The organism is Paraburkholderia fungorum (assembly GCF_046026025.1).
GTDB lineage: Bacteria > Pseudomonadota > Gammaproteobacteria > Burkholderiales > Burkholderiaceae > Paraburkholderia > Paraburkholderia fungorum_E.
In genome coordinates this window covers 24,879-51,746 of record NZ_JAQQFL010000040.1, presented here as the reverse complement: position 1 = coordinate 51,746, position 26,868 = coordinate 24,879, and the positions used below count along the sequence as shown (strand labels likewise).

The 26,868-nt window shown below is 63.4% G+C and carries 25 protein-coding genes; 11 read left to right on the top strand and 14 right to left on the bottom strand.

Annotated elements, in window-relative coordinates; genetic code table 11:
• The first annotated feature begins 58 nt into the window (after positions 1-58).
• From rnr to PQR67_RS32445, 6 genes are all read left to right on the top strand, one after another.
• Positions 59-2,575 (top strand): ribonuclease R, encoded by a 2,517-nt coding sequence (rnr, locus tag PQR67_RS32470; RefSeq protein WP_408466900.1) that lies wholly within the window; start codon positions 59-61, stop codon positions 2,573-2,575.
• 183 nt (positions 2,576-2,758) lie between these two features.
• On the top strand, positions 2,759-3,505 hold the full coding sequence (gene rlmB / locus PQR67_RS32465; protein WP_408466899.1) for a 23S rRNA (guanosine(2251)-2'-O)-methyltransferase RlmB: 747 nt from the start codon (positions 2,759-2,761) through the stop codon (positions 3,503-3,505).
• Positions 3,506-3,700: 195 nt separating this feature from the next.
• Positions 3,701-4,396, top strand: coding sequence for a ribose-5-phosphate isomerase RpiA (gene rpiA, locus PQR67_RS32460; protein ID WP_408466898.1), 696 nt, complete (start codon positions 3,701-3,703; stop codon positions 4,394-4,396).
• A gap of 272 nt (positions 4,397-4,668) precedes the next feature.
• Entirely contained in the window at positions 4,669-5,844 is a 1,176-nt protein-coding gene (locus PQR67_RS32455) for a glycosyltransferase (protein WP_408466897.1), read from the top strand.
• A gap of 335 nt (positions 5,845-6,179) precedes the next feature.
• Positions 6,180-6,479, top strand: a complete 300-nt coding sequence (locus PQR67_RS32450; RefSeq protein ID WP_408466896.1) for a type II toxin-antitoxin system HigB family toxin — start codon at positions 6,180-6,182, stop codon at positions 6,477-6,479.
• Entirely contained in the window at positions 6,476-6,898 is a 423-nt protein-coding gene (locus PQR67_RS32445) for a helix-turn-helix domain-containing protein (RefSeq protein WP_408466895.1), read from the top strand. The genes PQR67_RS32450 and PQR67_RS32445 overlap by 4 nt, the downstream gene beginning before the upstream one ends.
• A 55-nt stretch (positions 6,899-6,953) precedes the next feature.
• Here PQR67_RS32445 and PQR67_RS32440 read toward each other — a convergent pair whose 3' ends face one another.
• The 8 genes from PQR67_RS32440 to PQR67_RS32405 form a co-directional block, all read right to left on the bottom strand.
• Positions 6,954-7,907, bottom strand: a complete 954-nt coding sequence (locus PQR67_RS32440; RefSeq protein WP_408466894.1) for a glycosyltransferase family 2 protein — start codon at positions 7,905-7,907, stop codon at positions 6,954-6,956.
• A 2-nt stretch (positions 7,908-7,909) separates the two neighbouring features.
• Positions 7,910-9,313, bottom strand: coding sequence for an undecaprenyl-phosphate glucose phosphotransferase (locus tag PQR67_RS32435; RefSeq protein WP_408466893.1), 1,404 nt, complete (start codon positions 9,311-9,313; stop codon positions 7,910-7,912).
• Positions 9,314-9,357: 44 nt separating this feature from the next.
• On the bottom strand, positions 9,358-10,092 hold the full coding sequence (locus PQR67_RS32430) for a Crp/Fnr family transcriptional regulator (RefSeq protein WP_006048767.1): 735 nt from the start codon (positions 10,090-10,092) through the stop codon (positions 9,358-9,360).
• A 628-nt stretch (positions 10,093-10,720) separates the two neighbouring features.
• Complete coding sequence (locus PQR67_RS32425; protein WP_408466892.1) at positions 10,721-13,240, bottom strand: glycosyl hydrolase 2 galactose-binding domain-containing protein; 2,520 nt, start codon at positions 13,238-13,240, stop codon at positions 10,721-10,723.
• A complete protein-coding gene (locus PQR67_RS32420) occupies positions 13,237-14,298 on the bottom strand; it encodes a DUF1839 family protein (protein WP_408466891.1) in 1,062 nt (353 codons plus the stop codon). Before PQR67_RS32420 ends, PQR67_RS32425 begins: the two co-directional genes overlap by 4 nt.
• Positions 14,295-15,371, bottom strand: a complete 1,077-nt coding sequence (locus tag PQR67_RS32415; protein ID WP_408466890.1) for an amino acid--[acyl-carrier-protein] ligase — start codon at positions 15,369-15,371, stop codon at positions 14,295-14,297. The genes PQR67_RS32420 and PQR67_RS32415 overlap by 4 nt, the downstream gene beginning before the upstream one ends.
• Position 15,372: 1 nt before the next feature.
• Positions 15,373-16,671: an acyl-CoA dehydrogenase family protein gene (locus tag PQR67_RS32410; protein ID WP_408466889.1), complete on the bottom strand. Its 1,299-nt coding sequence runs from the start codon at positions 16,669-16,671 to the stop codon at positions 15,373-15,375.
• Positions 16,668-16,919: an acyl carrier protein gene (locus PQR67_RS32405; RefSeq protein ID WP_408466888.1), complete on the bottom strand. Its 252-nt coding sequence runs from the start codon at positions 16,917-16,919 to the stop codon at positions 16,668-16,670. The genes PQR67_RS32410 and PQR67_RS32405 overlap by 4 nt, the downstream gene beginning before the upstream one ends.
• A 368-nt stretch (positions 16,920-17,287) precedes the next feature.
• On the opposite strand from PQR67_RS32405, the gene PQR67_RS32400 reads away from it, so the two are divergent.
• The 5 genes from PQR67_RS32400 to lepB all read left to right on the top strand — a co-directional run bounded on the left by PQR67_RS32400 (position 17,288) and on the right by lepB (position 21,685).
• Positions 17,288-17,821 carry a GNAT family N-acetyltransferase gene (locus PQR67_RS32400; RefSeq protein WP_408466887.1) on the top strand — a complete coding sequence of 178 codons (534 nt, stop codon included), beginning with the start codon at positions 17,288-17,290 and terminating at the stop codon, positions 17,819-17,821.
• A complete protein-coding gene (locus PQR67_RS32395; RefSeq protein WP_408466886.1) occupies positions 17,821-18,483 on the top strand; it encodes a flavin reductase family protein in 663 nt (220 codons plus the stop codon). The genes PQR67_RS32400 and PQR67_RS32395 overlap by 1 nt, the downstream gene beginning before the upstream one ends.
• Before the next feature lie 491 nt (positions 18,484-18,974).
• A complete protein-coding gene (locus PQR67_RS32390) occupies positions 18,975-19,694 on the top strand; it encodes a FadR/GntR family transcriptional regulator (protein ID WP_408466885.1) in 720 nt (239 codons plus the stop codon).
• Positions 19,695-19,867: 173 nt separating this feature from the next.
• The gene (locus tag PQR67_RS32385; RefSeq protein WP_408466884.1) at positions 19,868-20,866 is read left to right on the top strand and encodes a Gfo/Idh/MocA family protein; all 999 of its coding nucleotides are present in this window, start codon (positions 19,868-19,870) and stop codon (positions 20,864-20,866) included.
• 120 nt (positions 20,867-20,986) lie between these two features.
• On the top strand, positions 20,987-21,685 hold the full coding sequence (lepB, locus tag PQR67_RS32380; protein WP_408466883.1) for a signal peptidase I: 699 nt from the start codon (positions 20,987-20,989) through the stop codon (positions 21,683-21,685).
• A gap of 39 nt (positions 21,686-21,724) precedes the next feature.
• On the opposite strand, the gene PQR67_RS32375 is transcribed toward lepB, so the two are convergent.
• From PQR67_RS32375 to PQR67_RS32350, 6 genes are all read right to left on the bottom strand, one after another.
• Positions 21,725-22,384 carry an amino acid ABC transporter permease gene (locus tag PQR67_RS32375; protein WP_408466882.1) on the bottom strand — a complete coding sequence of 220 codons (660 nt, stop codon included), beginning with the start codon at positions 22,382-22,384 and terminating at the stop codon, positions 21,725-21,727.
• 81 nt (positions 22,385-22,465) lie between these two features.
• Positions 22,466-23,260 (bottom strand): cystine ABC transporter substrate-binding protein, encoded by a 795-nt coding sequence (locus PQR67_RS32370; protein WP_408466881.1) that lies wholly within the window; start codon positions 23,258-23,260, stop codon positions 22,466-22,468.
• A gap of 96 nt (positions 23,261-23,356) precedes the next feature.
• Entirely contained in the window at positions 23,357-24,418 is a 1,062-nt protein-coding gene (locus tag PQR67_RS32365; RefSeq protein ID WP_408466880.1) for a quinone-dependent dihydroorotate dehydrogenase, read from the bottom strand.
• A gap of 122 nt (positions 24,419-24,540) precedes the next feature.
• Positions 24,541-25,362, bottom strand: coding sequence for an arginyltransferase (locus PQR67_RS32360; RefSeq protein WP_408466879.1), 822 nt, complete (start codon positions 25,360-25,362; stop codon positions 24,541-24,543).
• A 116-nt stretch (positions 25,363-25,478) separates the two neighbouring features.
• A complete protein-coding gene (aat, locus tag PQR67_RS32355) occupies positions 25,479-26,216 on the bottom strand; it encodes a leucyl/phenylalanyl-tRNA--protein transferase (RefSeq protein WP_408466878.1) in 738 nt (245 codons plus the stop codon).
• A 9-nt stretch (positions 26,217-26,225) separates the two neighbouring features.
• Positions 26,226-26,771 carry an NUDIX hydrolase gene (locus PQR67_RS32350; protein WP_408466877.1) on the bottom strand — a complete coding sequence of 182 codons (546 nt, stop codon included), beginning with the start codon at positions 26,769-26,771 and terminating at the stop codon, positions 26,226-26,228.
• Positions 26,772-26,868 lie beyond the last annotated feature (97 nt).

The window sequence follows — 26,868 nt, the reverse complement described above, 5'->3', positions numbered from 1 at the left end:
GCAACTTAAGCGCAACCCAAACGCTTCTTAAGCCGAGCCACATCGCCGACCGACGTCCATGCAACGAGAAAAAATCATCGATAAGCCCTTGAGCAAATTCCCGTATCCGATCCCGAGCCGCGAAGAAATCCTGGGCGTCCTGCGCACGAGTGAAGCGCCGCTCGCCGCGAACGACATCGCCGAAGCCCTGTCGATCAAGCGCCAGGAGCGCGAAGGATTTTTCAAGCGGCTGGGCGCCATGGAGCGCGACGGCCAGATCCGGCTCGATCAGCGCAATCTCTATCAGCTGACCCATCCGTCGAATTTTGTCGCGGGCCGCGTGCAGGGCCATCGCGACGGCTACGGCTTTCTCATTCGCGACGACGGCCAGGACGATCTGTTCCTGCCCACCGGCGAGATGCAGAAGGTCATGCATAACGACCGGGTGCTGGCGCGCATCGTCGGCTACGACCGGCGCGGCAGGCCGGAAGGGCATATCGTCGAAGTGACGGATCGCGCCAACAAGCGGGTAATCGGCCGGCTGCTCAACGAGAACGGCGCGCTGATCGTCGCGCCTGAAGACAAGCGCATCGGCCATGACATCCTGATCGCGCAGAACACCAAGAAGGCCAAGGTCGGCCAGGTGGTGGTGGTCGAACTGACCGATTTCCCGAGCCGTCATTCGCAGCCGCTTGGCCGCGTGGTGGAAGTGCTCGGCGATATCGACGACCCCGGCATGGAAATCGAAATCGCGGTGCGCAAGTACGGCGTGCCGCACGAATTCGGCCAGGCCGCGCTCGACGAAGCCGCCAAACTGCCTGACGAAGTACGCCCGGCCGACGCGCGGCATCGCATCGATCTGCGCGACGTACCGCTCGTCACGATCGACGGCGAAGATGCCCGCGACTTCGACGACGCGGTCTATTGCGAACCAGTTCAGGTCGGCCGAGGCGAAGGCTTCCGCCTGATCGTCGCGATCGCGGACGTCTCGCACTATGTGCATCCGAAGAGCGGGCTCGACGCCGACGCGCTCGAGCGCAGCACCTCGGTGTACTTCCCGCGCCGCGTGATTCCCATGCTGCCGGAAAAACTGTCGAACGGGTTGTGCTCGCTGAATCCGCACGTCGACCGTTGCGTGCTGGTGTGCGACATGATCGTCACCACGCGTGGTGAAGTGAAGGCGTACCAGTTCTATCCGGGCGTGATCAATTCGGCCGCGCGCCTCACCTACACGGAAGTGGCCGCGGTACTCAAGAACACCAAGGGTCCGGAGGCCACACGTCGCGCCGCGTTGCTGCCGCAACTGCAGAATCTGTATGGGGTCTACAAGTCGCTGTTCGCCGCGCGCCAGAAGCGCGGCGCGATCGACTTCGATACGACCGAGACGTACATCGTCTGCAATGCGCAGGGCAAGATCGAGCAGATCATTCCGCGCACCCGCAACGACGCCCACAAGCTGATCGAGGAATGCATGCTGGCCGCGAACGTCTGCGCGGCCGACTTCCTCAAGCGCAACAAGCACCCGGGCCTGTTCCGCGTGCATGCCGGGCCGACCGCCGAGAAGCTCGAAAATCTGCGCACCTTCCTGCGCGGCATGGGCCTCACGCTCGCCGGCGGCGACAAGCCGCACGCCAGTGATTACGCCGCGCTGATGGCGCAGATTCGCGAGCGTCCCGACGCGCAGATGTTGCAGACCATGCTGCTGCGTTCGATGCAACAGGCGGTCTACAGTCCGGACAACATCGGCCACTTCGGTCTCGCGTACGAGGCGTATGCGCACTTCACGAGCCCGATTCGCCGCTATCCCGACCTGCTCACACACCGTGCGATCTACGCGATTTTGCAGGGCCGCAAGTATCAGCCGGAGCCGCCGCAGGGCGTCGAGTTGAATACGGCGCTGTCGCCGCGCGCCCGCGCGATGCAACAGGCCGACGACGAAAAGCGCGGCCGCCAGCGTGCCAACAACGTGGCGATCTGGGAAGAACTCGGTCTGCATTGCTCGGCCAACGAACGTCGCGCGGATGAAGCATCGCGTGACGTCGAAGCCTGGCTCAAGTGCTACTTCATGCGCGACAAGCTCGGTGAAGAGTACGGCGGCATGGTCAACGGCGTGACGTCGTTCGGCATTTTCGTGCAGCTCGACTCGCTCTTTATCGAAGGCCTCGTGCACGTGACGGAACTGGGCTCGGACTACTTCCAGTACGACGAGATCAAGAACGAGTTGCGCGGCGAGCGCACCGGCATTCGCTATCGCCTGTCAGATCGCGTGCGGGTGCAGGTGAGCCGCGTCGATCTCGATGCGCGCAAGATCGACTTCCGCCTTGTGCGCGATACGCCGATCAAGCCGCCAACGGGCCGTCCGGCGCTTGCCGACAAGGCTTCCGGCGAAAGCGGTGGTGCCCGTGTGCGTTCGTTGCCGCCGGTGGACGGCGGGGTAGGCGGCGGAGCGGCGGGCGCGGGTGGACGGCGCAAGAAAGCCGCGCCGGCGCAAACCGCGGCCGTCAAGGAAGCGCGAGCGGCACGCGGCGCGGCGAAGAAGCACGGTGGCGCCACGGCCAAGCCGGCATCGAAACCGCAGGCCCGCAAGAAGCGCTGAAGTCGCATGACGGCTTGAACCGCGCGCATTGGGTACGTTCAGACGTACCGGGTGCGCGCGGTCTTCGTTTCAACGCAATCAAGTCAGGTATCGAAGCAGATACGCCTGCAACACAGTAAGCAGGCTCGTATTCATCACAGCAGCGCGCGTTTCAAGGTGCGCTCAATCAAAGGTTTGTCAGTCATGTCACGTCTCAAGGTTCTATACGGTTTCCATGCAGTGACCGCACGCATGCGGCACGACGCGTCGACGGTCGAAGAGGTTTATTACGACGCGACGCGCAAAGACCGTCGCATGACCGAATTCCTGCACGCAGCGAAGGAAGCCGGCGTGCGCCTGATCGCCGCCGACGAAACGCGTCTGTGGGGTCTCGCGCATACCGAGCGTCACCAGGGCGTGGTCGCGCGTGCGACCGACATGCCGCTCGCGCAGAATCTGGCCGAACTGCTCGACGGCATCAACGGTTCGCCGTTGATTCTGGTGCTGGACGGCGTGACCGATCCGCACAATCTCGGCGCCTGTCTGCGCGTGGCGGATGCGGCCGGCGCGCACGCGGTGATCGTGCCGCGTGACCGCGCAGTGGGGTTGAACGCGACGGCCGCGAAGGTGGCGAGCGGCGCCGCCGACACCGTGCCGTACATTACCGTCACGAATCTGGCGCGTGCGCTGCGTGAGTTGAAGGACGCGGGCGTGTGGGTGATCGGCACCGCCGAAGAGGCCACCAAGAGCCTCTACGAGACCGAACTCGATGGTCCGGTCGCACTGGTGATGGGCGCCGAAGGCGAGGGCATGCGGCGCCTCACCCGCGAAACTTGCGACGTGGTCATGCAGATTCCGATGGCGGGCACGGTCGAAAGCCTGAACGTCTCCGTGGCGAGCGGTGTGTGCCTGTTCGAAGCCGTGCGTCAGCGCTCGGTGAAGAAGAAGTAAATCCTCTGATCATTCAACGCCGGTCCGTTCGCCGAGCTATCCATGCTCATGGCAGGGCCGGCTCTCATGTCGCCGGTAGAAACAGCGTTCGGGCGCGCCCGGCGGGCACATTTGCCGGCCGCCGTGTCGGGTAAATCCGGCGCTGGCTCGTCACTCCGGTAAACTCATCGTTTTTACTGCTCGCCAGCATCTCCCATGACTCAAGACGAACTCAAACAACTGGTCGGCCAGGCCGCCGCAGATTACGTGAACGCCAACGTGCCCGAGGGCGCCGTGATCGGCGTCGGCACCGGCTCCACCGCGAACTGCTTCATCGACGCGCTGGCGGCCAGCAAGACCCGCTATCGCGGCGCGGTGTCGAGCTCGCTCGCCACCACCGCGCGTCTGCAATCGCACGGTTTCAAGGTGTTCGACCTCAACGAAATCGATTCGCTGCCGGTGTATGTGGACGGCGCCGATGAGATCGACCACAGCGGCGCGATGATCAAGGGCGGCGGCGGCGCGCTGACGCGCGAGAAGATCGTCGCGTCGGTGTCGGACGTGTTCGTTTGCATCGCCGACGCGAGCAAGCTGGTCGACACGCTCGGCAACTTCCCGCTGCCGATCGAAGTCGTGCCGATGGCGCGTACCGCGATCGGCCGCCGCGTGACGGCACTCGGCGGCGTGCCGGTGGTGCGCGTCACCAAGGAAGGTGTGCCGTTCATTACCGACAATGGCAACGAGATCATCGACGTCAAGGGTCTGCGCATCAGCGACCCGCGCACGCTGGAAATGCACATCAACGCATGGCCGGGCGTGGTGACGGTGGGCCTGTTCGCGGGCCGCGGCGCGAATCTGTGCATGCTCGGCACGGATACGGGCGTCGAGACGATCGACTACAACAAGAGCTGATCACGGCGCTTCTGTAGCCCGTTTTCAGCACGGTTGTAGCGCGTTTGTAGCCCGTTTTGTACCTTATGCGAGCCTGCAGCAGCGGGCTCGCCCTTCCTCCCTCCCTCCCGCATCGCCCCCCACCCCCTCCAATTCGCAAGAGGCGAATAGCGAGCCTTCGGTCTTCGTCGACTGTCGCGCGTCGAATGTGGGCATACGCACGCACAGTCGGTGATGTGGCACATACACTCGTCGGTATGGCCGTGGGGCGTTTATCTACAGGTGGGGAGATCATGAGAGTGGCGATCGTGCACGACTGGTTAGTCGCGCCCGGCGGTGCCGGGAGCGTGCTCGAACAGATCATCGCGTGTTTTCCCGATGCCGATCTCTTCAGTCTCGTCGATTTTCTCGAAGACCGCCGGTTTCTGAACGGCAAACCCGTCACGACGTCGTTCATCCAGAACCTGCCGTTTGCGCGGCGCCGCTATCGCGCGTATTCGCCGTTGCTTGCGCGGGTCGTCGGGAAGTTCGATCTTTCAGGTTACGACCTCATCATCACGACTTCCAGCGTAGCGGCCAGCAGCGTGATAGCTGGCCCCGCGCAGATACACGTGAGCTACGTGCATTCGCCGATGCGCCACGTTTGGGATCTGCAACATCAGTACCTGCGCGAAGCAAATCTGACGCATGGGCCGAAGTCATGGATCGTGCGTGCATGGCTTCATTATCTGCGCAGCCGGGATTCGCATTCGGCGAACAGCGTCGATCGTTTGATCGCAAGTTCGGGATTGGTCGCGCGGCACGTGATGAAAGCTCACCGGCGCGATGCGGCGGTGATTCCGCCTCCCGTCGACGTGCACAAGTTCGAGCCGTGCCTGCAAAAGGCAGATTTCTACCTGACCGCCTCGCGGATGATGTCCGACAAGCGCATTGATCTGATCGTTGAAACCTTCACCGCAACGCCGCACCGCAAGCTGATCGTGATCGGCGACGGGCCGGAGATGGCGGCGATTCGCGCGAAGGCCGGTCCGAACGTGACGATCCTTGGCGATCAGCCGTTCAAGGTTCTCAAGGATCATCTGCAACGCGCACGCGCCTTCATACTCGCCGCCGGGGAAGATGCCGGCACCGCCGCGCTCGATGCGCAGGCGTGCGGCACGCCGGTGATTGCATTCGGCAAAGGCGAGGCGCCTGAAACGGTGGTGCCGCTTGGCGACATGCGTCCTACCGGCGTGTATTTCGCATGCCAAACGGTCGTGTCGATGCTCGGCGCGATCAACCGCTTCGAGCGGCACAGTGAGCGGATTACGCCGGCGGCATGCCGTGCGAACGCCGAACGGTTTTCCGCTGCGGTTTTCCGGCGTGCCTTCATGGCTGAAGTGACGCGCACGATCGTGGCGTCGGGCGGGCGGCCGCGGGTGCCTGGGGAGCGGATCGAGCACGATCTGGCAACCGGAGATATCGCGTGACCTGGCTAACGCTTGTCAGGATGCAGTTGAGGATGCCGGCAGAAGCGACTCGAGCGCAGCCGAGACACAGGGCGGCGTGAGTTCGGGGAAAGGCCATGAGTCGCGGGCCTATGAAGCGGACTAAGAAGAGCGCAATGAAGTGGGGCAAATTGTCTGTTTATTCGCATATTGCGAACGTCGCAATATGCGAATAAAATGCCCTTGTCGTGTCGCAGTAAACCGTATCCGGCTGTTCGGCCTATGCCGTCCGGCCGACTATCGGTGCCGATCCCGTCCCATTAGCCTCGCAGGTAGAGCGTGCATGTTCGGTGCGCGAAACCATACGAGGACATTCGATGCGGGTCATTTCAAAGAAGACGTTGCTGGACTTTATAAAGAGACATCCGGAGGCGCGCAGTGCGCTGTTGACGTGGTATGCACTTGCGCAGGCATGTCTCGCGTATGGCTATAACGACCTGAAGCAGACGTTCGCGGGTGTGGACTACGTGCCGCCGCAGTGCACCGTTTTCAAGGTGGGCGGCAACCGGTTTCGGATCATCGCGGCGATTCACTACAACAGGCAGTCGTTGTTCGTTCGTCACGCACTGACGCACGCGCAATACGACCTTTGGACGAGGAAGAATTTAAACTCATGAATGCCGATCGCTTTCCGGGAGCCTTTCCCGACATCGCTCAAACCTGGGCTGCATTGCAAACCCAGTTGCCGATCACACCCATTCGAAACGAGCAGGATTACCAGAAGATGGTGCGGCTCGCCAACGCGCTCTCCGATCACCTGAACGGTAACGCGGAGGATCCGCTGGCTGATCTGTTTGCGATCGTCGGCGACCTGATCGAAAGCTGGGAAGTGAGCAACGTGACGATCCCGAAAGCAGAACCGCGCGAGGTGCTGCGGCATCTGCTGGAGACGCACGGGCTCAAGCAAAAGGATCTGATCGGTATCGCGTCGCCTACCGTGGTGAGCGATATTCTCGCAGGCCGGCGCGCCATCAGCAAAAAGGTGGCGAAAGCGCTGGCGCTGCGTTTTCATACCGACGTCAGCGCGTTTCTATAAGCGCGGCGCCTGCCCGGTGCCGCGCGGGGTGAGCGCGCCTGGCGCGCTATCGTACTTACCGCGCGGCTTCCCGCCAGGCCCCGCGCATCGCGCGCAAACCAACTCGCCATTTGCGAAGCGCGAGCGCCATGCCGCCGCGCTCGAATGCCAGCGACAAGGCGCGCAGGAACCCCGGGTCCGTGCGATCGCCGATTAGCGTCGCGTACACGACGAATGCCCAACGGCCGGGCGGCGTCAGGTATTCGCACATGATGAGCCGCAGATTGAATGACGCGTTATAGAAAGCGGCGTCGTTAAATGTGAAGCGGGCGTCTTCGTTGCCGCGCCGGGCCGGGAAGTGTTCCACCAGCAGCGCCGGGTCGTATATCAGGGTCCAGCCGCGCCGTTCTATCTCCAGACTGAAGGCCATCTCGCAGTGAACCTGCGCGCCGGTGCCGCGCAAGCGCGTGTCAAAGCGCAGCGTACCGATTGCGTCACGGCGAAACGCCATGTTGACGCCCTTGAGCACCTGGACTTTGCGTGCCGCGCCGTAGCCGATATGGTGATTGCCGATGGCCCGGCCATACCAGCGCACGAGGCCCACTGGCATTTTCCGCCCCGGCGCAATGGCATTGTGATCATGCGCGATATCGCGTCCGCCCAGGCCGCCGAGTGCCGGATTGTTTCCGAACGCGCGGGCGATCCGCGCAACCCAGTCGGGATGGGGCGCGGCATCGTCGCCGGTGAAGCAGAGCACATCGCCGCCGGCGCTGTCGATGCCGAGGTTGCAGGCCGCGACCACGCCCGGTTTGTGCACCAGCATGATCCAGCGGCGTGGGTCGGGCCGGTTCGCTTCGCAGGTGCGCAGCCAGTCGAGCGTTGCGTAGTCGTCATGGCGCGCGATCACGATCACTTCGTCGGCGTGGCGCTCCTGTGCGTCAAGTGCCGCGAGGCAGCGTGCGAGATCGGCGGTGCGCCGGTACGTCGGCACGATCACGGAGACTTTCACGCGCGGCTCCCGCAGCGGCATGCTCAGAAGGCATTGCGTCCGACAAAGCCCTTAAAGATGGTGATGAACACGATCTTCATGTCGAACCAGAACGACCAGTTATGGATGTAGAAAAGGTCGAACTTGACGCGCGCCTCCATCTTTTCGACCTTGGTGGTGGCGCCGCGATAACCGTTCACCTGAGCCCAGCCGGTAATGCCCGGCTTGATCCGGTAGCGGTGCATATAGCCGTACACCTGATCCTTGTAGAGGTCGTCGTGTTCGACCGCATGGGGGCGCGGACCGACTACCGACATCTGGCCGAGCAGCACGTTCAGGAATTGCGGCAGTTCGTCGAGACTGGTGCGGCGCATGAAGCCGCCGAGCTTCGTGACGCGGGTGTCGTTGCGCGCGGCCTGCGTGAGCTGGCCGTGGGCTTCGTGGTGCACCGTCATCGAGCGGAACTTGTAGATCGCAAACGGCTCGCCGTCCACGCCCTTGCGAATCTGCCGGAAGAACACCGGCCCCGGCGAGCTCAGCTTGATACCGATCGCGAGCACGATGAACACCGGTGCGAGCGCCAGCAGCGCGGCCGTCGCGAACAGGCGGTCGAAGATCAGCTTGGGCCACATCTGCGGCGACGGGACGGGCGTCGTACTCAGATTGAGCGTCGGCAAGCCGACCACATCGACCAGCGCGTGATTGAAAAGCGAGAGGCTGCGTACATCGGGAATGAAGCGCAGATTCACAAAGTCATGCCTGAAAATGCGCGTGAAACGATAGATCGTATGTTCTTCTGAAAGCGGTAAAGCGAGCCACACTTCGTTCACGCGTTCTTCGCGCACCTTGGCGGCGAACGTGTTCAGATCGGTCAGCACCGGCAGGCGATTCAGACGCGCGCCCGGCGTGCCGGCCGCCTGAACGCTGGTGTTGCCGGCGTCGCTGGTGTCGAAGATGCAGACGGGCTTGAAGCCGGCTTGCGGCGCATGGTCGAGATGCGCCAGCAAGGTACGCGAGAAACCGGGCGCACCGACGATCGCGACCGTGCGGAAATTCATGCCGCGCCGCCGCACGCTGCGCAACAACCCATGCGCGAGGCACTTGGTGACGATGATCAGCGCGCCCGAGATCAGCGTCGAATACCCGAACCACAGCCGCGAAACCGCATCCATGCGGTGCAAGGTGAACGCCAGCACGAGCGCGGTGGCGACCACCACCAGCCACGCGGCGGCGACTCTTAGCAGCATGGCAGGCAGCACCTTGCCGCGCCACGGTTCGTAGACGCCGAAGCCGGGGAACATCAGCAGCACGAGCACACAGTTAAAGGCGATCAGGAGACGCTCGGTGTCCGACAATGCAATCGGCGTCGAAAAACGCATCCAATGAGCGATCAATCCGCCCGCAATCACGAAGAGTGCGTCGAGACATCGCGCAGTATTCCTGAACATAGTGATCTATCCTGTGTGCGAACGATGCAGCCGTGGTGGACTGCTTACTCGACGGTTTCGGCCTGGCGCAGGCGTGGCAGAAGGCGGTCGAATTCGCGTTTGACGAGGCCGTAGCACTCGCAGGCGCGCGCTTCGAGACCTTTGCGGTCGAGTACCTTGATGTGACCGCGGCTGTGATGAATCAGGCCTTCGTCGTGCAACTTGCCGGCCGCTTCGGTGATGCCTTCGCGGCGCACGCCGAGCATGTCGGCGATCAGTTGCTGGGTGACCGTCAGGTCGTTCGACGCCACGCGATCCACTTCGATCAGCAACCAGCGGCACAGTTGCTTGTTCAACGCGTGGTGGCGATTGCAGGCAGCGGTTTGCGCGACTTGCGTGAGCAGGGCGTGCATGTACAGCAGCATCAGACGGCGCAGGAAATCGGAGCGTGCGAATTGCTGCTTGAGCGCCTGTGCGCTCATCCGGTAAGCGAAGCCGGCGCATTGCACCTGCACGCGGTTCGGCATGGTTTCGCCGCCCGTGAGCACCGGCACGCCAGTCATGCCTTCGCGGCCGACGGCGGCGATTTCGACCGAGCTGCCGTCTTCCATCGTCGAGAGCATCGAGATGATCGCCGTGGTCGGGAAATAGACGTGATGGATGCGTTGACCTGAATCGCACAGCAGTTGTTCGGTACGCAGATGAACCAGTTCGAGATGAGGGGCAAGCGCTTGCCATTCGTGGGACGGCAACGCGCCGAGCAAATGGTTGCCGTGCAGATCTGATTGAAGTGTCAACATGATCGGTCCTCGCTGAAGCCACGCGTTGCGTGGTTTCGTGTCTTTGATCCGATGCCTGCATCCCTGAATTGACTGCGTGCTGCCTGGCGAGCAGCGAAAGGATGAACAGGAACGGCCCCGTATTGGCCTGATGCGTCGCCGCCATTCTTGTGTCTCGTTGCGGTGACGCGGTGTTGCGCATCTCCTTTAGCGAGGAGCGTGCCAACCGTAGGGAAAACCAGTGCTGGTGCGGCGCAGCGAACATAGCCTTAGCGGTGCGCGAAGCCAAACGCGGGTTTTTGTTTCAATTCTGCACAACGCCCGTTTAACGCGCGGCCGCGTCGAAGCGTATTTTTATTCGAGCCAAGTCATTGATCGGATTGAGTTAGCGGTTGATACACCGTGCTTTGCCACAGGTATCCCCGAGACGAAGCAGCCATGATGGGCGCGTTGTCGAGGGCCGTCCGGGGTGTGCCGGAATTGATTCAGATGTGTTTCATACGCTGCGTGCGGAGTAGTACGAAGTGTCTTTCGGGAGACCGGAAAGTCGTAGATAAACCCGTGGTGATTCCGCCGGCCGGACAGATAAGTTCGCGCAGCGCGAGCTTTTACCAGCTTCGCGAGGCAATAGTTAGTGCGGGGACGACATTCAACCGTAGAACGTGGCGGATATCGCATTGATCGCGCGGACTTCGCCGGCAGGTGCCTCGCATGTTGCGTCTGCGTTAAACGTCGCGTTAGATGCGCATGCAACGAATCTTTCTACGGGCAGGAGCGGCACGATGCGCGGCCGGTTCGGCGGCAGATGAAACCAGTCGTGCGCTGCGCGATAACGTGCGTCAATGATATGAACGAAGCGCGCAAAGCGCTGCGCTTCAATGACCAGTTGCCAGCCGTCGGCGGCGCGTTCGGGGCGCACTGTCAGGCCGAGATCGTGACGAACGTCGGCGCGCCGTTCCGGCAGATGAATCGCTTCTGAAACGATCCGGCCGCTCGCGGGGTCGCGTAGCGTCGCAATCGTTACGTCGTGGGAGCGCGGGCCGAAGCGGTAGGCGTGCGTGAAATCGAAGAACTGGCCAAGGCATTCCCCCGCGCCGATCCGCTGCGCGCTGTGCGGCGCCAGTTCGACAACACGGCTGGCCGATACCACCTTGACGCTGCCGTCGCGCAGGCAAACCAGATCCAGTTGCGCGTGCAACGGTTCAGCACGCTCGTTCAGCAGATGAATATCGAGGCCGTTGAGGCCTTCGTCGGTCACGACCAGCTGAATGGGCTGCAGCGTCTGCGCCAGCCCGTGCAGGGCGCTTTTGGGCCGTCCTGTGGCGTCGATCAAGCCCCAGCCTGCGCCGGGACGCAGATCCTGAAGCTGCCAGACCAGCGCGCCGCCGCATGTGGAGCCGGCGCGCCGCCATTCGGCGAACACATCGCTCATCAGGTCGGCGACCACGGCACGCGATAGCGCCAGATAGCGCTCGGGGTCTTCGTAACGCAAGCGCGCCGGCTCGACGCCATAAAGCGTCTGAAGATAGTGGTCGCGCACGTCGTCGAAATCCCAGCCGGCGCCGGGGTCGCGTGGTACGCCGGCTTTCCAGCGTGGATCGTGCGGATGGATCGTGCCCAGCGCGTCGTGCAACGTGGCGTCGTCCGGCACGTTGGCGAAAGCAAGGCATTCGGCTGCGAAACGGACCTGCGAGCGGCGCGCGTCGTCGAGCGGGCGTTGATAGGCGCCTACACCGTAGTAATGCGTGATGCCCTCATTAGTCGAAAACGGCCACGCGCCGCCCGAGGGCGAGTTGCTCACATACGGTACATCCGGGCGCTCGCGCGCCGTGACGGCGGGGAGCAGTTCGGTAAAAAGTGGTTGCGCGCGCATCGAATCGGGCAGGCCGAACATGGCCGCCTGCTGGTCGACTTCGCTGCCCCCGCACAGCACCGCGAGCGACGCGAAGCGCCGCGTGCGGGTCAGGAATTGTGTCGCTTCGCGTTCGACGGAAGCGCTGAAGCCAGCATCGCCCGGGTAGTCAAAATTCGCCAGCGCGAAGTCTTGCCAGATCAGCAGGCCGTACTCGTCGGCCAGCGCGTAGAAGCGGTCGGACTCGTACACCATCGTGCCGCCGACCCGCAGCATGTTCATCCCGGCATCGCGCGCGAGCGCGAAGGTATGGCGCAGTTGCGCTTCGGTGCCGGTCAGCGTGACGAGGTCCGCGTTGGTCCAGCAGGCGCCGCGGCAGAACACCGGCGTGCCATTGACGCGCAGGGTGAAACCGATACCGTCGGCGCCGCGATCGACTTCGATGCTGCGAAAGCCGATCGCTCCCAATGAGTGGGATATCGAGTGAGATAGCGCGTGCCCGTCATCAAGCTGCAACGTCAGAGGATATACAGTGGGCTCGCCATGCGTGTGGGGCCACCAGCGTTCGGCACGCGTGACGCGCACGCTGCCGGTCAGTGTATAGGCATCGCTCCATTGCAAAGACGAAACAGCGTCGCCGCAATTCAACGAGGCCGCGCAAGCGTCGACGTCATGCGGATGCACGAAACGTAACGTGAGCGAAACAACGCCATCGTCGCCGTCGATGCGGCTGCTCAGATCGAGCGTGTCGAAAGCGTGCGGCACGTCGCTCAGTATTTCAATCGGCCGCCACGGCCCGACTGCCTGCACCGATGGACACCATCCGGGCATATGGCCGAGCAGGGTGGTGCGCACGTTGCGCAAGGTGGGGGGCGTGACGAGTCTCGGCCGCCAGCGGGCGCGGGAGCGTTTGGCCGCCAGCACCGGCGTCAGCGAGCGGAAGCACAGTGCGAGCGTCGCGCTGCCGTGCAGTTCGATGTCGAGATCATGCGCGACGAACATCGAATCGGAATCGAGACGTTTGATGCCGTCGAGCCAGATTTCGGCAAGCGTGGCGAGACCGAGAAAACGCAAGCGGCGTTGGCCCGTGCCGGTCAGCGTGAGCCGGTACCAGTGATCGTCAAAGGCGAGCGGTGGCGGATTCGCGGCGTCCAGCAGGCCCGCGGCGCGCCGCGCGCCCGCGACCGTGCCGGGTACTGGTGCGGCGAGCCAGCCGTGCGTGGGTAAATCCGCGGGGGAAGCGCATGCACCGGCCGGCGTGCTGACACATTGCCAGCCTGTGTCGAGTGGTTGCGGCCAGAGGTCCGGACTCGTCACAGCACGAGAGCGGCAAGCGGGGGCAGCGTCTTTTCGTAGGCGCTTTCAAGCACATCGAAGCAGTCTTCACACGAATCGCGACGCCCACGCGTGATGGCCCGCACGAGCCTGAATTGCATCACCATCGACTCCGACGCGATACGCTGCGCCGCCGCCGGGATCGATGCCGGCATGTCGAAGCCTTGCGCGGAAAGCCACGTCAAATACTTCGAGAGAAATTCGAAGTTCGCGCCGAGCTGTCGCATCAGATTGAACGAGTACGGATGGAAGAACGCTTCGCCGCGTTCCAGCAGCATGTCGAGATGGGCGGGAAACGCCTCGCGCCACTGCGAGATCGGATTGGTCAGCGGCCGCCGTGCCAGATGCGCGCACAGCAATTCCGCCGATGCTTCGACGAGCGCGGTGCCTTCCAGCGCGGGCCGAACCTGCTTGGCGAATTCAACATACGGAAACAGCAGATCGGGCTGCTGCGCGAATTGCGGCAGCTTGCGAAACACGCCGTCGTAATCTTCGCTGTCAAGCAGGTGATAGCCGGTGTTGTGGAAATAGCCGAGGCGCCGCGCCGTGGGATCGATGAAGTCGATACCGATCGTGGTTTTCGGATGCTCGCGCCGATATGACGTAGCCCGTGTATTCGGCAGGTAATAGCCGTCCACTTCGACCAGCACGGTATGACCGCGCAACGTCTGCGCGAGCACGCGGGCTTCGAGCGAGTCGTAGATCGCCAGTTCCTGCACCTGGGTGCCGTATAGCCGCTCAATGTCTTCGAGCGGGAACTTGAAGAACGTGAACTGATCACCTTCGAAGTCCTGCGTGACGGTAAAGCCGAACGCCGCGCGCGGATCGAGCCCGAAGCCGTGCAGCAATTCGATCCACAGGTCGACGTAACAGTTGGTCTCCTGCCACACCCGCTCGCCCTGATGCAGCGCGTGCGGGGCGTGCTGGCGCAGCGTTGTGGCGGACGCGGCCGTGCCGCCCTGAGCCGGCAGATCGAGGCGGCGGGACAACGGGAAGGGCGCTTGCCCGTCCTTGGGCGTTGGGTTCGGGGATGGATTCATACGCGATCTCCGGCGCTTTGCGTCGCCGCCATGGAAACCGGCCGCGAGGCCTGCATCCCTTGCGCAATATGCGTCCCGGTGTCCCCCCACAGCAGTGCGCGCACGTCGTCCGGCCACGCATTGACGTCGAGACCGTGGTGACGGAACAGCGCCAGCGTGATGCGCTCCATGCCGAAGCCGACGCAACCCGTATGCGCCACCGCGCCGTCTTCGCACGCGATCTTCCAGATCGCGCCGAAGTGGTCCATGTGATAGTTGAACGAGAGGCACGCGGTCTTGCTGTCGGCGTTCGCCACCGGAATCAGCAGTTCGAATTTGAGCGCCTGGGCGCGCTGGCTATCGGCGACGATCTTGCCGCCGCGGCCGAAGAACGGGTCGTTGGCGAGATCCACGTCCACCGGCAGTTGCAAGAGCGTAATCAGCAGCGAGCCGCGTTCGATCCACATCTGCCGGAATGCCATCACCTGTTCGGCGTTGCCGAGGCGCACGTATTCGCGCTGCCGGAACATCTGCATACGGCCGGGATCGAGCGACGGTTCGTGGCGGAAGCAATACGACAGCACGTCGATGGTGCGGCCGTCGGCGGGCAACGGACCGCGCCGCGCCATCACCGGATAGATCGGATAGCAGGCGGCCGGTGTGAGCACCACACGGGTTGGTCGCTGCTGTTCCAGCCATTCTTCGCTGCGCTCGTCGTCGCGCTCGCTCATGGCCTGGTCGAGCGCGCGCAACAGGCGCTGGTGGCCCATGTCGTTGCCGCAGAACGAATGGATCGTGCCCGCGAGATTCGGGAAGCTCTTCAGATACTCACTGTCTTCGAAATCGGTGCGGCGCATGGCGGGAGGAAAACGCAGCACCTCCGGTTGCTGATCCGCACCGAGGTGGGTGATCGCCACGTTCAGACGCTCCACCACGTCTTCGAAAATCTGGCTGCGGCCATACAGGCCGTTTTCGCCGGTATCGATCAGGAGGCCGGCAGCGAGCAGTTCGTCACGGAAAGTCGGCGCCGCGGATTGCTGGGCGGTGGCGGACGTCTCGAGCGCCAGCGCGGCGGTGTCGGTCATGGTGTTCATGTCAGGCTCTCCCCGGCGCGGCAGGACGCTGCGCGAGCAACAGGCTCGCCGTGTTCTGCGCGATACGGTCGTTGTTGATCATTAGCGGTGCGGAGTAGAGGTCGCGTAAATGGCGTCCCACGCTGTATTCCGTGCCGTTCTTGTAGCCTGCCATGCCGCAGATCATCAGCACTTCCTGCACCACCTGCAGTGCGGTGGTCGAGATGCTGGTTTTCAGCGTATTCATGTCGGAGGCGAAGCCGAGCATCGCCGAGAGCGGCGCGTCGGCCTGGCAGCCGCCTTGCCGCGCCTGGTGGGCGGCGCGCGCCGCATCGAACGCGACCGACAGACGTGCCTGCATCATCTGCAGCAAGCCGACCGCCTCGGCGAGACGCAGGCCGGCCGGCGGAATCGCGCCGGGTTTCGAGCGGGCCTGCGCGCGGAAGAAGGCTTTCGCGCGATTCACCGCGTCGCTGGCCACACCGGTCCATACGGAGGCCCACAGCGTGTGCGAGACCGGCAGCATGGTCTGGTCGGCGATATCGGCGAAGGGGGTAGGCAGGATCTGCTCGGCGAGACCGGTGGCGACGAGCCGGAAGCCCTCGCTGCACGTGCCGCGCATGCCCATCGAATCCCAGCCGCCGCGCTTTTCCAACTGCGTTTCTTCGCGTAACGCGACGATCAGCACCTGGTCGGCCGCAGCCGATTCGGCGGTGCGCCGCGCGGTGACCAGAATACCGTCGGCGTGGGCGCCGTACGAAATCGTCGGCGCGAGCTTTTCGATGCGAAAGCGCGGGTGCATGGGTTCGCCCTCGATCTCGACCGAGCAGGCGCTGGTGCGCATGTTGCCGCCAATGGTTTCTTCAGACGTCGCCGAAGCCAGCAGCCATTGATGTTCGACCAGTTGCGCGAGCAGTTGCCGCTGCCATGCCGATTCGCTGCCGTGCGCCTCGATACAGGCCACCTGGATCTGGTGCATCGCGTACACCATCGCGGTGGAGGCGCAACCCTGCGCGAGCGTTTCGCAGATCGCGCCGACCTCCGCGAGCGAGAGCCCCGCGCCGCCGAACGTGGCGGGCACCATGGCCGACAACAAACATTCGCGCTTGAGCGCGTCGAAAGCTTCGTGGGGAAAGCGCGCGTCGCGGTCCACCGAATCGGCGAACTGCGCGGCCACGGCGGCGCAGCGCTGCGCCGCGGCGCGCCAGCCGGGTTCGGTTTCGACCGCGCTCAGCACGACGCCCGCGCCGGCGGGTTGCACCGCATCGGAACCGGCGAGTGGCGCCGTCACCGTGGGCGTGTCCGGCAGCGGGGCATTCATGCCGCCGCCTTAGCCTGTTGCAGCTCGGTGATCGCGGCAGCCATCGAATCGATGCTTGAGAACAATCGGCGCGTCAGCATGCGGTCCGGAATTTCAATGCCGAATTCATCTTCGATAGCCAGCATCAGATGCACGGTCGCGAGCGATGAAAGGCCCGCTGCATAGAGATCGGCGTCGTCGGCCAGGGTGTCCGGCGCGACGTCGAGGCGGGCTGATTCGGAAAGGATGCGGCGGAGTGCTGTTTTCATATTGGGGTGTCCCCTTGTTGGTGAGCAGTCTTTCGAATGTTGCCGACGTGGAATGAACGGATGTCGTCGTTTTGAGCGTTTATCGCAGCGCGTGGCGTCATTGCGCCGTGTCGGGTGACGGATCGGGTGCATCTTTGCCGAGCTTCTACGATGCGCTGAAGCGGTTTTGGCGGCTTCTTGCTACACCTTGTCCCGATGCTTCGTATTTAAGGATCGGCAAAGCCCAGCGTCAGTGCGATGCCGCACGGAAACACATGTTTCGCGGACGTACCGTGTAGCCATGACAACAGGCCGGCGTGTCGAGTCAGGCCGTCGAGGCCGGCGTGCCACGCCGTCCTCGCTGAACGTATTTACCGCTGGGGAATGTGATGAATTGGAAAACGCTGGATTTCGAACAGCTATCGGCACGCGAGTTGTATCTGATCTTGCGGGCGCGCAGCGCGGTCTTCGTGGTCGAGCAATCGCATGTCTGTCTTGACGCCGATGGCCGTGACGAGAACGCGCTGCATGTCTTCGCGGTCGAGGATATGGCGCGGCCCATGCCGATCCTGGCGTATGCACGCCTGCAACCCGGCGACGCCGAAGATCCGGAAATCACCATCGACAAGGTGCTGACAAGCCCGCTGCGGCGCGGCGACGGCACCGCCGAGCTGTTGCTCGAACGGGTGCTGCAGGCGATCGCCGAGCGTTGGCCGGGACACGCCGCGCGCGTGAGCGCGCCAGTCGGGCTGCGCGGCTTCTACGAGCAATTCGGCTTTCGCAAGACTGAAGGGCCGTACCTCGAGCACGGCGTGCCGTTCATCGGGTTGACGCGCCAACTGCGCGGCAACCAGCCGTTCTTTGGAACGCGGCGCCGCGAACGCGACGGCGCCGCGTTCGTCAACACGTTCGAGCTCCTGTAATGGCGAGAATGCTGAGCGAGTCTTCCGCGCACGTTGGCTGCGGGGCGCCACGATCCGGACGATCGCCGGGTTCTGCCGAGGACCTCGATTTATGCCGGATTCCTGATGAATATGCACGGCCGTGCCAGGACACAGCCTACGCGAGCGCGAGCAGTTCAAACCCGGCGGAGCCGAACGTATCGAGCTTCGACGAGCGCCGTTTCCGTCATGCGCTGGGGCGTTTTGCCACCGGCGTCGTGGTGATTTCGACCGGCAGTGGCGACGGCATGCACGCCATGACCGCGAATGCCTTCATGTCCGGTTCGCTCAGGCCGCCGCTGATCGTGGTATCGGTGGGGCACGGCGCGCGCATGCACGAGCGTCTGATGACGAGCGCCCTGTTCGGCGTGAGCGTGTTGTCCGACGCGCAGGAGCGCCATAGCCGGCACTTCTCCGGCGAGCCGCAGAGCCGGTTCGCGCCGCGCTTTGCACCGGTGGACGGTTTGCCCGACGTGGTGCTTCTCGAACATGCCGCAGCCCGTTTCGCGGCACGCGTGGTGGACCGGCATCCGTGCGGCGATCACACGCTCTTTGTTGGCGAAGTCCAGGTGTTTTCGCTCGACGAACACGCGCCGCTAATCTTTTTCGGCGGGCGCTATGCATCGATGGCGACGTCGCTTTGAGACCCCGCCCACCCTGCCTATATCGCCGTTCGCGGCACGGGCCACGACATCGCTCACGGCGCGTGCGTGCCGGAGCCGCGCGTGCGGCGGGTTTCCTTTCAATTCGCTCTCGGCTTTTTCATTCAATGCTTAACGATGTTCGACCTCTGGCGTATCCGATCGCCGGGCCAGATTTCCGCGTCCGTGTGGAATCGCTCCGGCGATGAGGATCAGACAATTCGATCCGCTACGTGCGTCTTCGCACTATGCAAATTTTGCGACGCAGGCACGCTTGAGACGCAAGCTTATGGCCCGTCAAGATATGCGGCGTTACATAGAAGAAACAATTCTTCAGAGGGATAACCCTCTCAGGACGTTTCCCAACTGGCGCAACCGTTTTGATGCTAGCAACGTATCGTAAAAGAGCAACTACCCACCGATAAAACGACACACCAGGGCCGGTTGATCAACAGGCTACGCGGGGGCAAACACCGCTTCGGGGAGAGAGGGTCATGGAACAGGCAAACAAGGATCGATCGCTGGTCAGCAAAGTCATGGACGGGCTCGTGACCGGCATTGTCGAAGAAAAGTACGGCGCCATCCTGCCACCGCAGGATGTGCTGTCCAAGGAGTTCGACGTCAGCCGCACCGTCATGCGCGAGGCGCTGTCGATGCTGCTCGCGCGCGACATGCTGGACGTGCGGCCCAAGATCGGCACGCGCATCCGGCCGATGAGCGATTGGCGCATGATCGACGAGGACGTCGTGAACTGGCGTTTTCGCGCGAAGCCCGATCCGCTGTTTCTGCGCGACGTGATCGAGTTTCGTCTCCTGATCGAACCGCGCGCCTCGGCGCAGGCAGCCGCGCGCGGCAGTGCCGCCGACATCGCGGCGATTCGCGAGGCGTTCGAAGCGTTCCGCGTGATCCAGCCGGGCGAGTCCAGCTACCATGCCGCCGATGAACTCTTCCACGCGCGCATCATGGCGGCGAGCGGCAATCAGTTCTTCAAACAGATGGCCGCGATCATTCGCGGCGCGCTCTCGACCGTCAACCCGATCGTCAATCAAAAGGACGCGTTGTGGGAGAAGGCCGTGAGCACCCATCAACGCGTGCTCGAAGCGATCGAACGGCACGATCCCAAGGAAGCGGAAAGCGCCTCGCTCGCGATGATCGACTACGCCACGGAAGAACTCGGCAGCAAGGTCGCGTCGGAACCACCGGAGCGCGGCTGAGCGCGGCCGCGTATGGCCGAACCATGGCCGAACCATGGCCGCTACCGCAGCGGCACAGATCGTCTTTCTGCAGAGACCTGGCTTCATGAACAGTGCGGCCGCATCCCCGCGCATGCATGCGCGGCTTGCGTCACAATAGCGCCTGCTCTGAACCGCACGGACTCCAAGGAACGATGACAATCGCACTGCAAGAAGCCTCCTCGGGCGGCATGATTCGCTGGGGGATCGTTGGGACGGGCCGCATTGCCCGTCGCTTTGCTCAAGGACTGACTCACGTGCCGCATGCGCCGCTGACCGCGCTGTGGTCGCGTCGCGTGGAACCCGCGCGAGCCTTCGCCGAAGAGTTCGGCGGCGAAGTGTGCGCGAGTTTCGACGCACTGCTCGCGAGCGGTATCGACGCGCTTTATATCGCCACCGTGCAGGACAGTCACGCCGACTATGCAATCGCCGCGCTGCAAGCCGGTCTGCACGTGCTATGCGAAAAACCCGCCACCATCAACAAACCGCAACTCGAGCGCGTACTCGCTGTCGCTCGCGCCGAACAGCGGCTTTTCATGGAAGCCATGAAGCCGCCTTTCTATCCGCTCTACAGAACGTTGCGCGCGCATCTGGAGGCCGATCCGATCGGCGAGGTGGGTCTCGTGCGCGCCGGCTGTTCGGTGCCGGGCGTCCCGGACGATCACCCGTCGATGTCGTTCGAGCATGCGGGCGGCGCGCTGCTCGACATCGGCGTCTACGAGATGTTTCTCGCGGTCGACTGGCTCGGTGCGCCGCTTGAGGTGCAGACCCTCGGGCGGCTCGGCTCGACCGGCGTCGATACGTTCGCGAGCCTGAACAGCCAGCATGAACGCGGTATCGCCCAGCTATTTTGCGGACTCGACCTGCACGGCAAGGGCGACGCGCTGCTGATGGCCAAAGGCGGCCATGTCACGATTCATGAGCCCTGGTGGAATCCGGCGCGCGCGACGATCCGCTACGCCGACGCTCGCGTGGTCGAACTCGACGAACCGTTCGAGGGTGGCGGTCTGAACTACGAGACCGCGCATTTTTGCGAGCTGATTCGCGCGGGTCAACTGGAGAGCCCGTTGATGCCGCACAGTAAGTCGCTGCAGATGATCGACATGGCCGATGCCGCACGCGCCGCCCTGGGACTTAAGTTCGCGGGGGATTGAAAGCCTGTTGCCGCGCTGCTTTCAGCGGCGGTGGTACGATTTGCCCGGGCGCGCGGACTCGAATAAAAAAGGGTCCGCGTGCCTACCGCTTTCGATCACCTTGCACTGGAGCCGCCTGCGATGCGCATGCTTGGAAAACTGTGGCGCGACAACAAGAGTCTTGTCGCCTTTCTGTTCCTGATGGTGCTGTTCCGCAGCGCCGTAGCCGACTGGAACGTCGTGCCGAGTGGTTCGATGCTGCCGACAATCCGCGAAGGCGACCGGATTTTCGTCGACAAGATGGCCTACGATCTGCGCGTGCCGCTCACGCATATCACGATCGCGCGTCTGCACGATCCGCAGCGCGGCGATATCGTCACGATCGATTCGTCGGCCGCGCATGAGTTGATCGTCAAGCGGCTGATCGGCTTGCCTGGCGACAGCATCGCCATGCGCGACAACGTGCTGTACGTCAATGGCGTGCGCGCGGCGTATCAGCCGCTAAAACTGAAACCGCTGCCGGGCGATGCGGCTTCCCCGGGCGACTATCTGACCGAGCGCTTCGACGGCGTTGTGCATACGGTGCGGCTTGCGCCTGAGGCGCCGAGCCCGCGTAGCTCGTTCGGGCCGGTGATCGTGCCGCCAGGCGAGTATCTGATGCTCGGCGACAATCGCGACAACAGTGCCGACTCGCGTTACTTCGGCTTCTTTCCGCGCAAGGAATTGATGGGCAGAACGCGTCACGTCGCGTTTTCGCTCGACCCGGATCACTACTACAAACCGCGCTTCGAGCGTTTCGGCGCGCCGCTGGATGCGGCGTCGCTCACCGCCAGCCGCTAGTTGCCAGCCGATTAGCTGACGGCGAGGTGTGGGTGGCGCTCAGTGGCGCGAAGGCAGCGCGAGGCGCCGCTCATACCAGTGCTGCACCCATTCGAGCACCTGGCACAGCACCCAGTAGACCGCGGCTGCCGCGAGGTACAGCGGCAGCGGCTGATAGGTCGACGCAATGATCTCCTGCGCGCTGCGCAGCAATTCGGTCACGGTAATTACCGACACCAGCGACGTATCCTTGATCAGGCTGATCAAGCTGTTCGACAGACTCGGCACGGCGATGCGCAAGGCCTGCGGTGCGATCACGTAACGCAGCGTCTGCCGTCGCGAGAGTCCCAGACTATAGGCGGCCAGCCACTGACCGCTGGGAATGCCGAGAATCGCGCCGCGCATACTTTCCGACAGATAAGCCGCCACGTTCGCCGACAACGCGATCACGCCCGCCGGCGTAGGGTCGAGCGAAATGCCGAGACTCGGCAAGCCGTAATAGATCACGAAGATCTGCACCAGCAGCGGTGTGCCGCGGAACAGGCTGACGTACACGCGCGCGATCCAGTTCAGCACGCGGTTGTGGCTGATGCCCATCACCGCGAGCACGGCGCCGGCAAAGAGGCCGAAGATCATCGACAGAACCGCGAACTTGACCGTCAGGATAGCGCCCTGTGCCAGCACAGGAAGCGATTGGACGAGCAGGGAAGTGGTGGACATGAGCGGTTGCCTGGGTTGGCGCGCAAACAAATGAAGGGCGGCATCGTCGACGATGCCGCCCTTCGCTTTATCAGGCGTGTATTACTTGATCGGCTTGCTGACGTCGATGCCGAACCATTTGTCCGAGATCTTCGAGAACGTGCCGTCCGCTTCGAGCTGGGTCATCGCGTCGTCGATCGCCTTGGCGAACTTCGGATTACCCTTTTTGAACGGAATGCCCGACGGGTTGCCCGCGCCGACCGTTGCGCCCGTGCGCAGCGGCAGTTGCGAGTTCTTCATCAGATACGCGAGCATCAGACGATCGTTCAGCGCCGCGTCCAGACGGCCGGCGGCCAGATCGCGCAGGTATTCAGGCGCGCCCGGATACGTCTTCACGTCGATGCCGGGCACCGACTTCGCCATGTCCATGTAGTTCGTGCCCAGACCGACGCCGAGTTTCTTGCCCTTCAGATCGTCGAGCGATTTGAACTGGCGCGTGTCGTCTTTACGCTGGATCAACTGCGCGGCCGAGTACGTGTAAGCCGGCGAGAAGTCGAGCACCTGCTTGCGTGCGTCCGTGATGCCGACCTGGTTGACGATCACGTCGAACTTGCTAGCTTGCAGACCGGCGATGATGCCGCTCCATTCGGTCGTGACGAATTCCGGCTTCACGCCGAGTTTGGCGGCGACGGCCTTTGCGATGTCGACGTCATAGCCGACCAGTTCGCCCGACGGCGCTTTCGAATTGAACGGCGGGAAGGTGCCTTCCAGACCGATGCGCAGCGTGCCGCGTTGCTTGACCTGGTCGAGCAGGTCGTCAGCGTGGGCGCTGACCGCGGTGAACGACGCGCCGATCAGGCCGGCGACGAGGATCTTTTTCAGCAAGCCAAATTTCATCGTGTTCCTTTTTGTGCGTCTGACGTTTTAACAGACAAAAGCATAACAAAACAGACTATCGAAATTTAAATACCGTTTGTTTATGTCTATATGCTTTTAACGCAGCGCCTGCGCGCATTCGGCCACCAGCGCCGGGCCGCGGTAGATGAAACCGGTGTAGAGCTGCACCAGCGAAGCACCTGCCGCCAGCTTTGCGCGCGCATCCTCGCCCGAGAAAATTCCGCCCACGCCGATGATCGGCACTGTCTCGCCGACTTCGGCGCGCAGCTTGCGAATCACTTCGTTGGACGCGTCGAACACCGGTTTGCCGGACAGGCCGCCGGCTTCGTCGCCGTATTGCATGCCGGTCACGGCAGTGCGCGACAGTGTGGTGTTGGTGGCGATCACGCCTTCGAATTTGTGGCGCAAGAGCGTATCGGCGATGGATTTGATCTGTTCGTCGTCGAGGTCCGGGGCGATCTTCAAGGCGAGCGGCACCAGCTTGCCGTGCAGGTCGGCCAGCCGCTGCTGCTTGTCCTTCAAGGCGGCGAGCAGCGCGTCGAGTTCGCCGGCGCCTTGCAACTGGCGCAGATTCTTCGTATTCGGCGACGAGATGTTGACCGTCACGTAGCTCGCGAACGGATACACGCGTTCGAGGCAGTACAGATAGTCTTCAGCGGCGCGCTCGATCGGCGTGTCGGCGTTCTTGCCGATGTTCAGACCGAGGGTGCCGCGGTAGCGCGCGGCCTGCACGTTCTTGACGAACTGGTCGACGCCCGCGTTGTTGAAGCCCATCCGGTTGATGACCGCATTCGCTTGCGGCAGGCGGAACATGCGCGGGCGCGGATTGCCCGGCTGCGCGCGCGGCGTGACCGTGCCCACTTCAATGAAGCCGAAGCCGAGCGCCGCCAGACCGTCGATGCACGCGCCGTCCTTGTCGAGTCCCGCGGCGAGCCCGACCGGGTTCCTGAACGTCAGCCCCATCACGGTGCGCGGCGCATCCGGCACGTGTGGGGCGAGCACGCCGGCAAGGCCGGTGCGGCCGGCGGCGCCAAGCATGCGCAAGGTCAGGTGGTGAGCGTCTTCCGCGTCCATGCGAAAGAGTTGGGCGCGTACGAGCGGGTAGAGGGAACTGAACACGGGACGGAGCCGGGTGGCCGGAAAATGGGAACCCGCCATTTTACCGGCTTTAAGGCATTAATGAGACCAATGGGGCAGGGAGCGACAGTGCGGACGCCTGGCCGCCCATGAGACCAACGGGCCAGGGCGCGATGGTGTGGGCGTCTGGCCGCCCATCATGGCTACGGCCGTAGCGGCCCGCGCCTGCCCTGAATCGCCAGATCGACCGGCGGCAGATCCATGCTGGCCGGGTCAAGCACTCTCCACGCACCGTCGATCAAGCCTTCTAGCGGCCGGAAATTCGCCTTGTACGCCATTTTCTGACTCTCGCGAATCCAGTAGCCCAGGTACACGTAGGGCAGCTTGAGGCTCTTCGCCTGCTCGATCTGCCAGTAGATGTTGTAGGTGCCGAAGCTGGTGTGCGGCAGACCCGGTTCGAAAAACGTATAGACCGACGAGAGCCCGTCACCGAGGATGTCGATCATGCTGATCATACGCAGGATGCCCGGCGCTTCCGGGCGGTCCGGCAGCGGCTCGCGAAACTCGACCAGCCGCGAGTTGATCCGGCTCTGCAGCAGGAATTGTTCGTATTGGTCGCGACTGTCGCGGTCCATGCCGCCGCCGGCATGCCGGGCCGACTGATAGCGCATGTAGAGCGCGTAGTGTTCTTCGTCGTAATGCAGCGGCGCCACCGTCGCGACCAGTTCGCCGTGCTTCTTCCAGATCCGGCGCTGGGTGCGGTTCGCCACGAAACGATCGACCGGCACGCGCACCGGCACGCAGGCGCGGCAGCCATCGCAGTACGGGCGGTAGGTGAAGACACCGGAGCGGCGAAAGCCCGCTTTGACGAGGTCGGTATAGACGTCGGAGTTGATCAGGTGGCTGGGGGTGGCGACTTGCGAGCGCGCGATGCGCCCATCCAGATAACTGCAGGGATAGGGCGCCGTTGCATAAAATTGCAGCGCGGAAAGCGGCGAAAGAGGCAGCTCGTTGGGATGAGTCACGTTGGCAGCTCTCGAAGCGTCTCTGGTATTGCAAACCCGGCGCCTTGCGGATTTCAACCCGCGGCTCGTGACCCGCGGCTCGGTAGGCGACGGATCCGGATTCGGCCTGATTCTTCCTACGCCGCCGGCGCGACGACATCGCGCAAGACGGTCTTGTCGAAGCGCCAGGGAATCGGCGGGGCATCGACAGACGCGCGAACATGCGCAATGAACGCTTTGCGCGCTATCTCGCGGCCGCCAAGCGACGCCAGATGCGACGTGTTCTGCTGGCAGTCTATCATTTCTATTTCGTGACGGCGCAAGTGTCCGACGAGCGCGGCGAGTGCCATTTTCGACGCGTCGGTGACCTCCGCGAACATCGATTCGCCGAAGAACATCCGGCCGAAAGACACCCCATACAAACCGCCTACGCGACTGCCCTCGAACCAGGTTTCGATGCTGTGCGCATCGCCCACCCGGTGTAGCGACGAATAGGCCTCGACCACGTCGGCGGTAATCCACGTGCCACGCTGGCCACGCCGCGGCGCCTGCGCGCAGGCACGCATCACGGCGGCGAAATCATGATCGACGCGGATTTCCCATGCGTCCTCGCGCAGCACGCGTTTGAGCGTCTTGCGCAGCGACGGCGACACTTTGAATTCGGCGGGGCGCAGGATCATGCGCGGATCGGGGCTCCACCACAAGACCGGCTGGCCGTCCGAGTACCAGGGGAAGATGCCGCGCCGATAGGCGTCGATCAGCCGCGACGGCAGCAGGTCGCCGCTGGCGGCGAGCAGGCCGGGTGCGCCGCTTGCCGCGCCGAGCGCGCGCTCGACGGACGGGAACGGATCGTCAGGTCCGAGCCAGGGAACCATGCGTGCCGCTCAGCCTTCGCGCAGCGAGCGGAAGATATCGCCCGTATGCAGGCCGAAGCTGCCGGCGGCACGGTCGGCGAAAAAGAAGCGCAAGGTCTGGCCGACGGTCGGAAAGGCGATCTCGTCCCACGGAATCTCGTGTTCCTCGAAGAGTTGCACTTCGAGGCTTTCCTCGCCGGCTTCGATATCGAGGTCGAGCAGGCGCGCCATATAGAACAGATGCACCTGGTGCACGTGCGGCACGTTCAGGAGCGAGAACAGGTTCTGCACCTCGACGCGCGCGCCGGCTTCCTCCAGCGTTTCGCGCGAAGCCGCCTCGGCGGTGGTTTCACCCATTTCCATGAAGCCTGCCGGCAGCGTCCAGTAGCCGTAGCGCGGTTCGATCGCGCGACGGCACAGCAGCACTTTGTCGTCCCAGACCGGAACGGTGCCGACCACGTTGCGCGGATTCTGATAATGCACCGTGCCGCAACTGCCGCATACGAAGCGCTCGCGGTTGTCACCCGGCGGAATGCTCAGGCTGACGCCGTGGCCGCAGACAGAACAGAATTTCATAGGAAGGGGACGAGAAAGAGTGATGGGAGTTTATCACCGGGGCGCGCTTTGCCGGGAGCGGGGCATGGCGGAGTGCGCGGATGGGTTCGGGGTGGGG

Bases quoted from the DNA above. Each gene is read 5' to 3' on its own strand.
- PQR67_RS32365 (WP_408466880.1), bottom strand. From the start codon at position 24,418: ATGGCGGGTTCCCATTTTCCGGCCACCCGGCTCCGTCCCGTGTTCAGT.
- PQR67_RS32450 (WP_408466896.1), top strand. From the start codon at position 6,180: ATGCGGGTCATTTCAAAGAAGACGTTGCTGGACTTTATAAAGAGACAT.
- aat (WP_408466878.1), bottom strand. From the start codon at position 26,216: ATGGTTCCCTGGCTCGGACCTGACGATCCGTTCCCGTCCGTCGAGCGC.
- PQR67_RS32435 (WP_408466893.1), bottom strand. From the start codon at position 9,313: ATGTTCAGGAATACTGCGCGATGTCTCGACGCACTCTTCGTGATTGCG.
- PQR67_RS32455 (WP_408466897.1), top strand. From the start codon at position 4,669: ATGAGAGTGGCGATCGTGCACGACTGGTTAGTCGCGCCCGGCGGTGCC.
- PQR67_RS32395 (WP_408466886.1), top strand. From the start codon at position 17,821: ATGGCGAGAATGCTGAGCGAGTCTTCCGCGCACGTTGGCTGCGGGGCG.
- PQR67_RS32400 (WP_408466887.1), top strand. From the start codon at position 17,288: ATGAATTGGAAAACGCTGGATTTCGAACAGCTATCGGCACGCGAGTTG.
- PQR67_RS32445 (WP_408466895.1), top strand. From the start codon at position 6,476: ATGAATGCCGATCGCTTTCCGGGAGCCTTTCCCGACATCGCTCAAACC.
- PQR67_RS32385 (WP_408466884.1), top strand. From the start codon at position 19,868: ATGACAATCGCACTGCAAGAAGCCTCCTCGGGCGGCATGATTCGCTGG.
- PQR67_RS32390 (WP_408466885.1), top strand. From the start codon at position 18,975: ATGGAACAGGCAAACAAGGATCGATCGCTGGTCAGCAAAGTCATGGAC.
- PQR67_RS32440 (WP_408466894.1), bottom strand. From the start codon at position 7,907: ATGCCGCTGCGGGAGCCGCGCGTGAAAGTCTCCGTGATCGTGCCGACG.
- rnr (WP_408466900.1), top strand. From the start codon at position 59: ATGCAACGAGAAAAAATCATCGATAAGCCCTTGAGCAAATTCCCGTAT.
- rlmB (WP_408466899.1), top strand. From the start codon at position 2,759: ATGTCACGTCTCAAGGTTCTATACGGTTTCCATGCAGTGACCGCACGC.
- PQR67_RS32375 (WP_408466882.1), bottom strand. From the start codon at position 22,384: ATGTCCACCACTTCCCTGCTCGTCCAATCGCTTCCTGTGCTGGCACAG.
- PQR67_RS32415 (WP_408466890.1), bottom strand. From the start codon at position 15,371: ATGAACACCATGACCGACACCGCCGCGCTGGCGCTCGAGACGTCCGCC.
- PQR67_RS32430 (WP_006048767.1), bottom strand. From the start codon at position 10,092: ATGTTGACACTTCAATCAGATCTGCACGGCAACCATTTGCTCGGCGCG.
- PQR67_RS32420 (WP_408466891.1), bottom strand. From the start codon at position 14,298: ATGAATCCATCCCCGAACCCAACGCCCAAGGACGGGCAAGCGCCCTTC.
- PQR67_RS32370 (WP_408466881.1), bottom strand. From the start codon at position 23,260: ATGAAATTTGGCTTGCTGAAAAAGATCCTCGTCGCCGGCCTGATCGGC.
- PQR67_RS32350 (WP_408466877.1), bottom strand. From the start codon at position 26,771: ATGAAATTCTGTTCTGTCTGCGGCCACGGCGTCAGCCTGAGCATTCCG.
- lepB (WP_408466883.1), top strand. From the start codon at position 20,987: ATGCGCATGCTTGGAAAACTGTGGCGCGACAACAAGAGTCTTGTCGCC.
- PQR67_RS32405 (WP_408466888.1), bottom strand. From the start codon at position 16,919: ATGAAAACAGCACTCCGCCGCATCCTTTCCGAATCAGCCCGCCTCGAC.
- rpiA (WP_408466898.1), top strand. From the start codon at position 3,701: ATGACTCAAGACGAACTCAAACAACTGGTCGGCCAGGCCGCCGCAGAT.
- PQR67_RS32410 (WP_408466889.1), bottom strand. From the start codon at position 16,671: ATGAATGCCCCGCTGCCGGACACGCCCACGGTGACGGCGCCACTCGCC.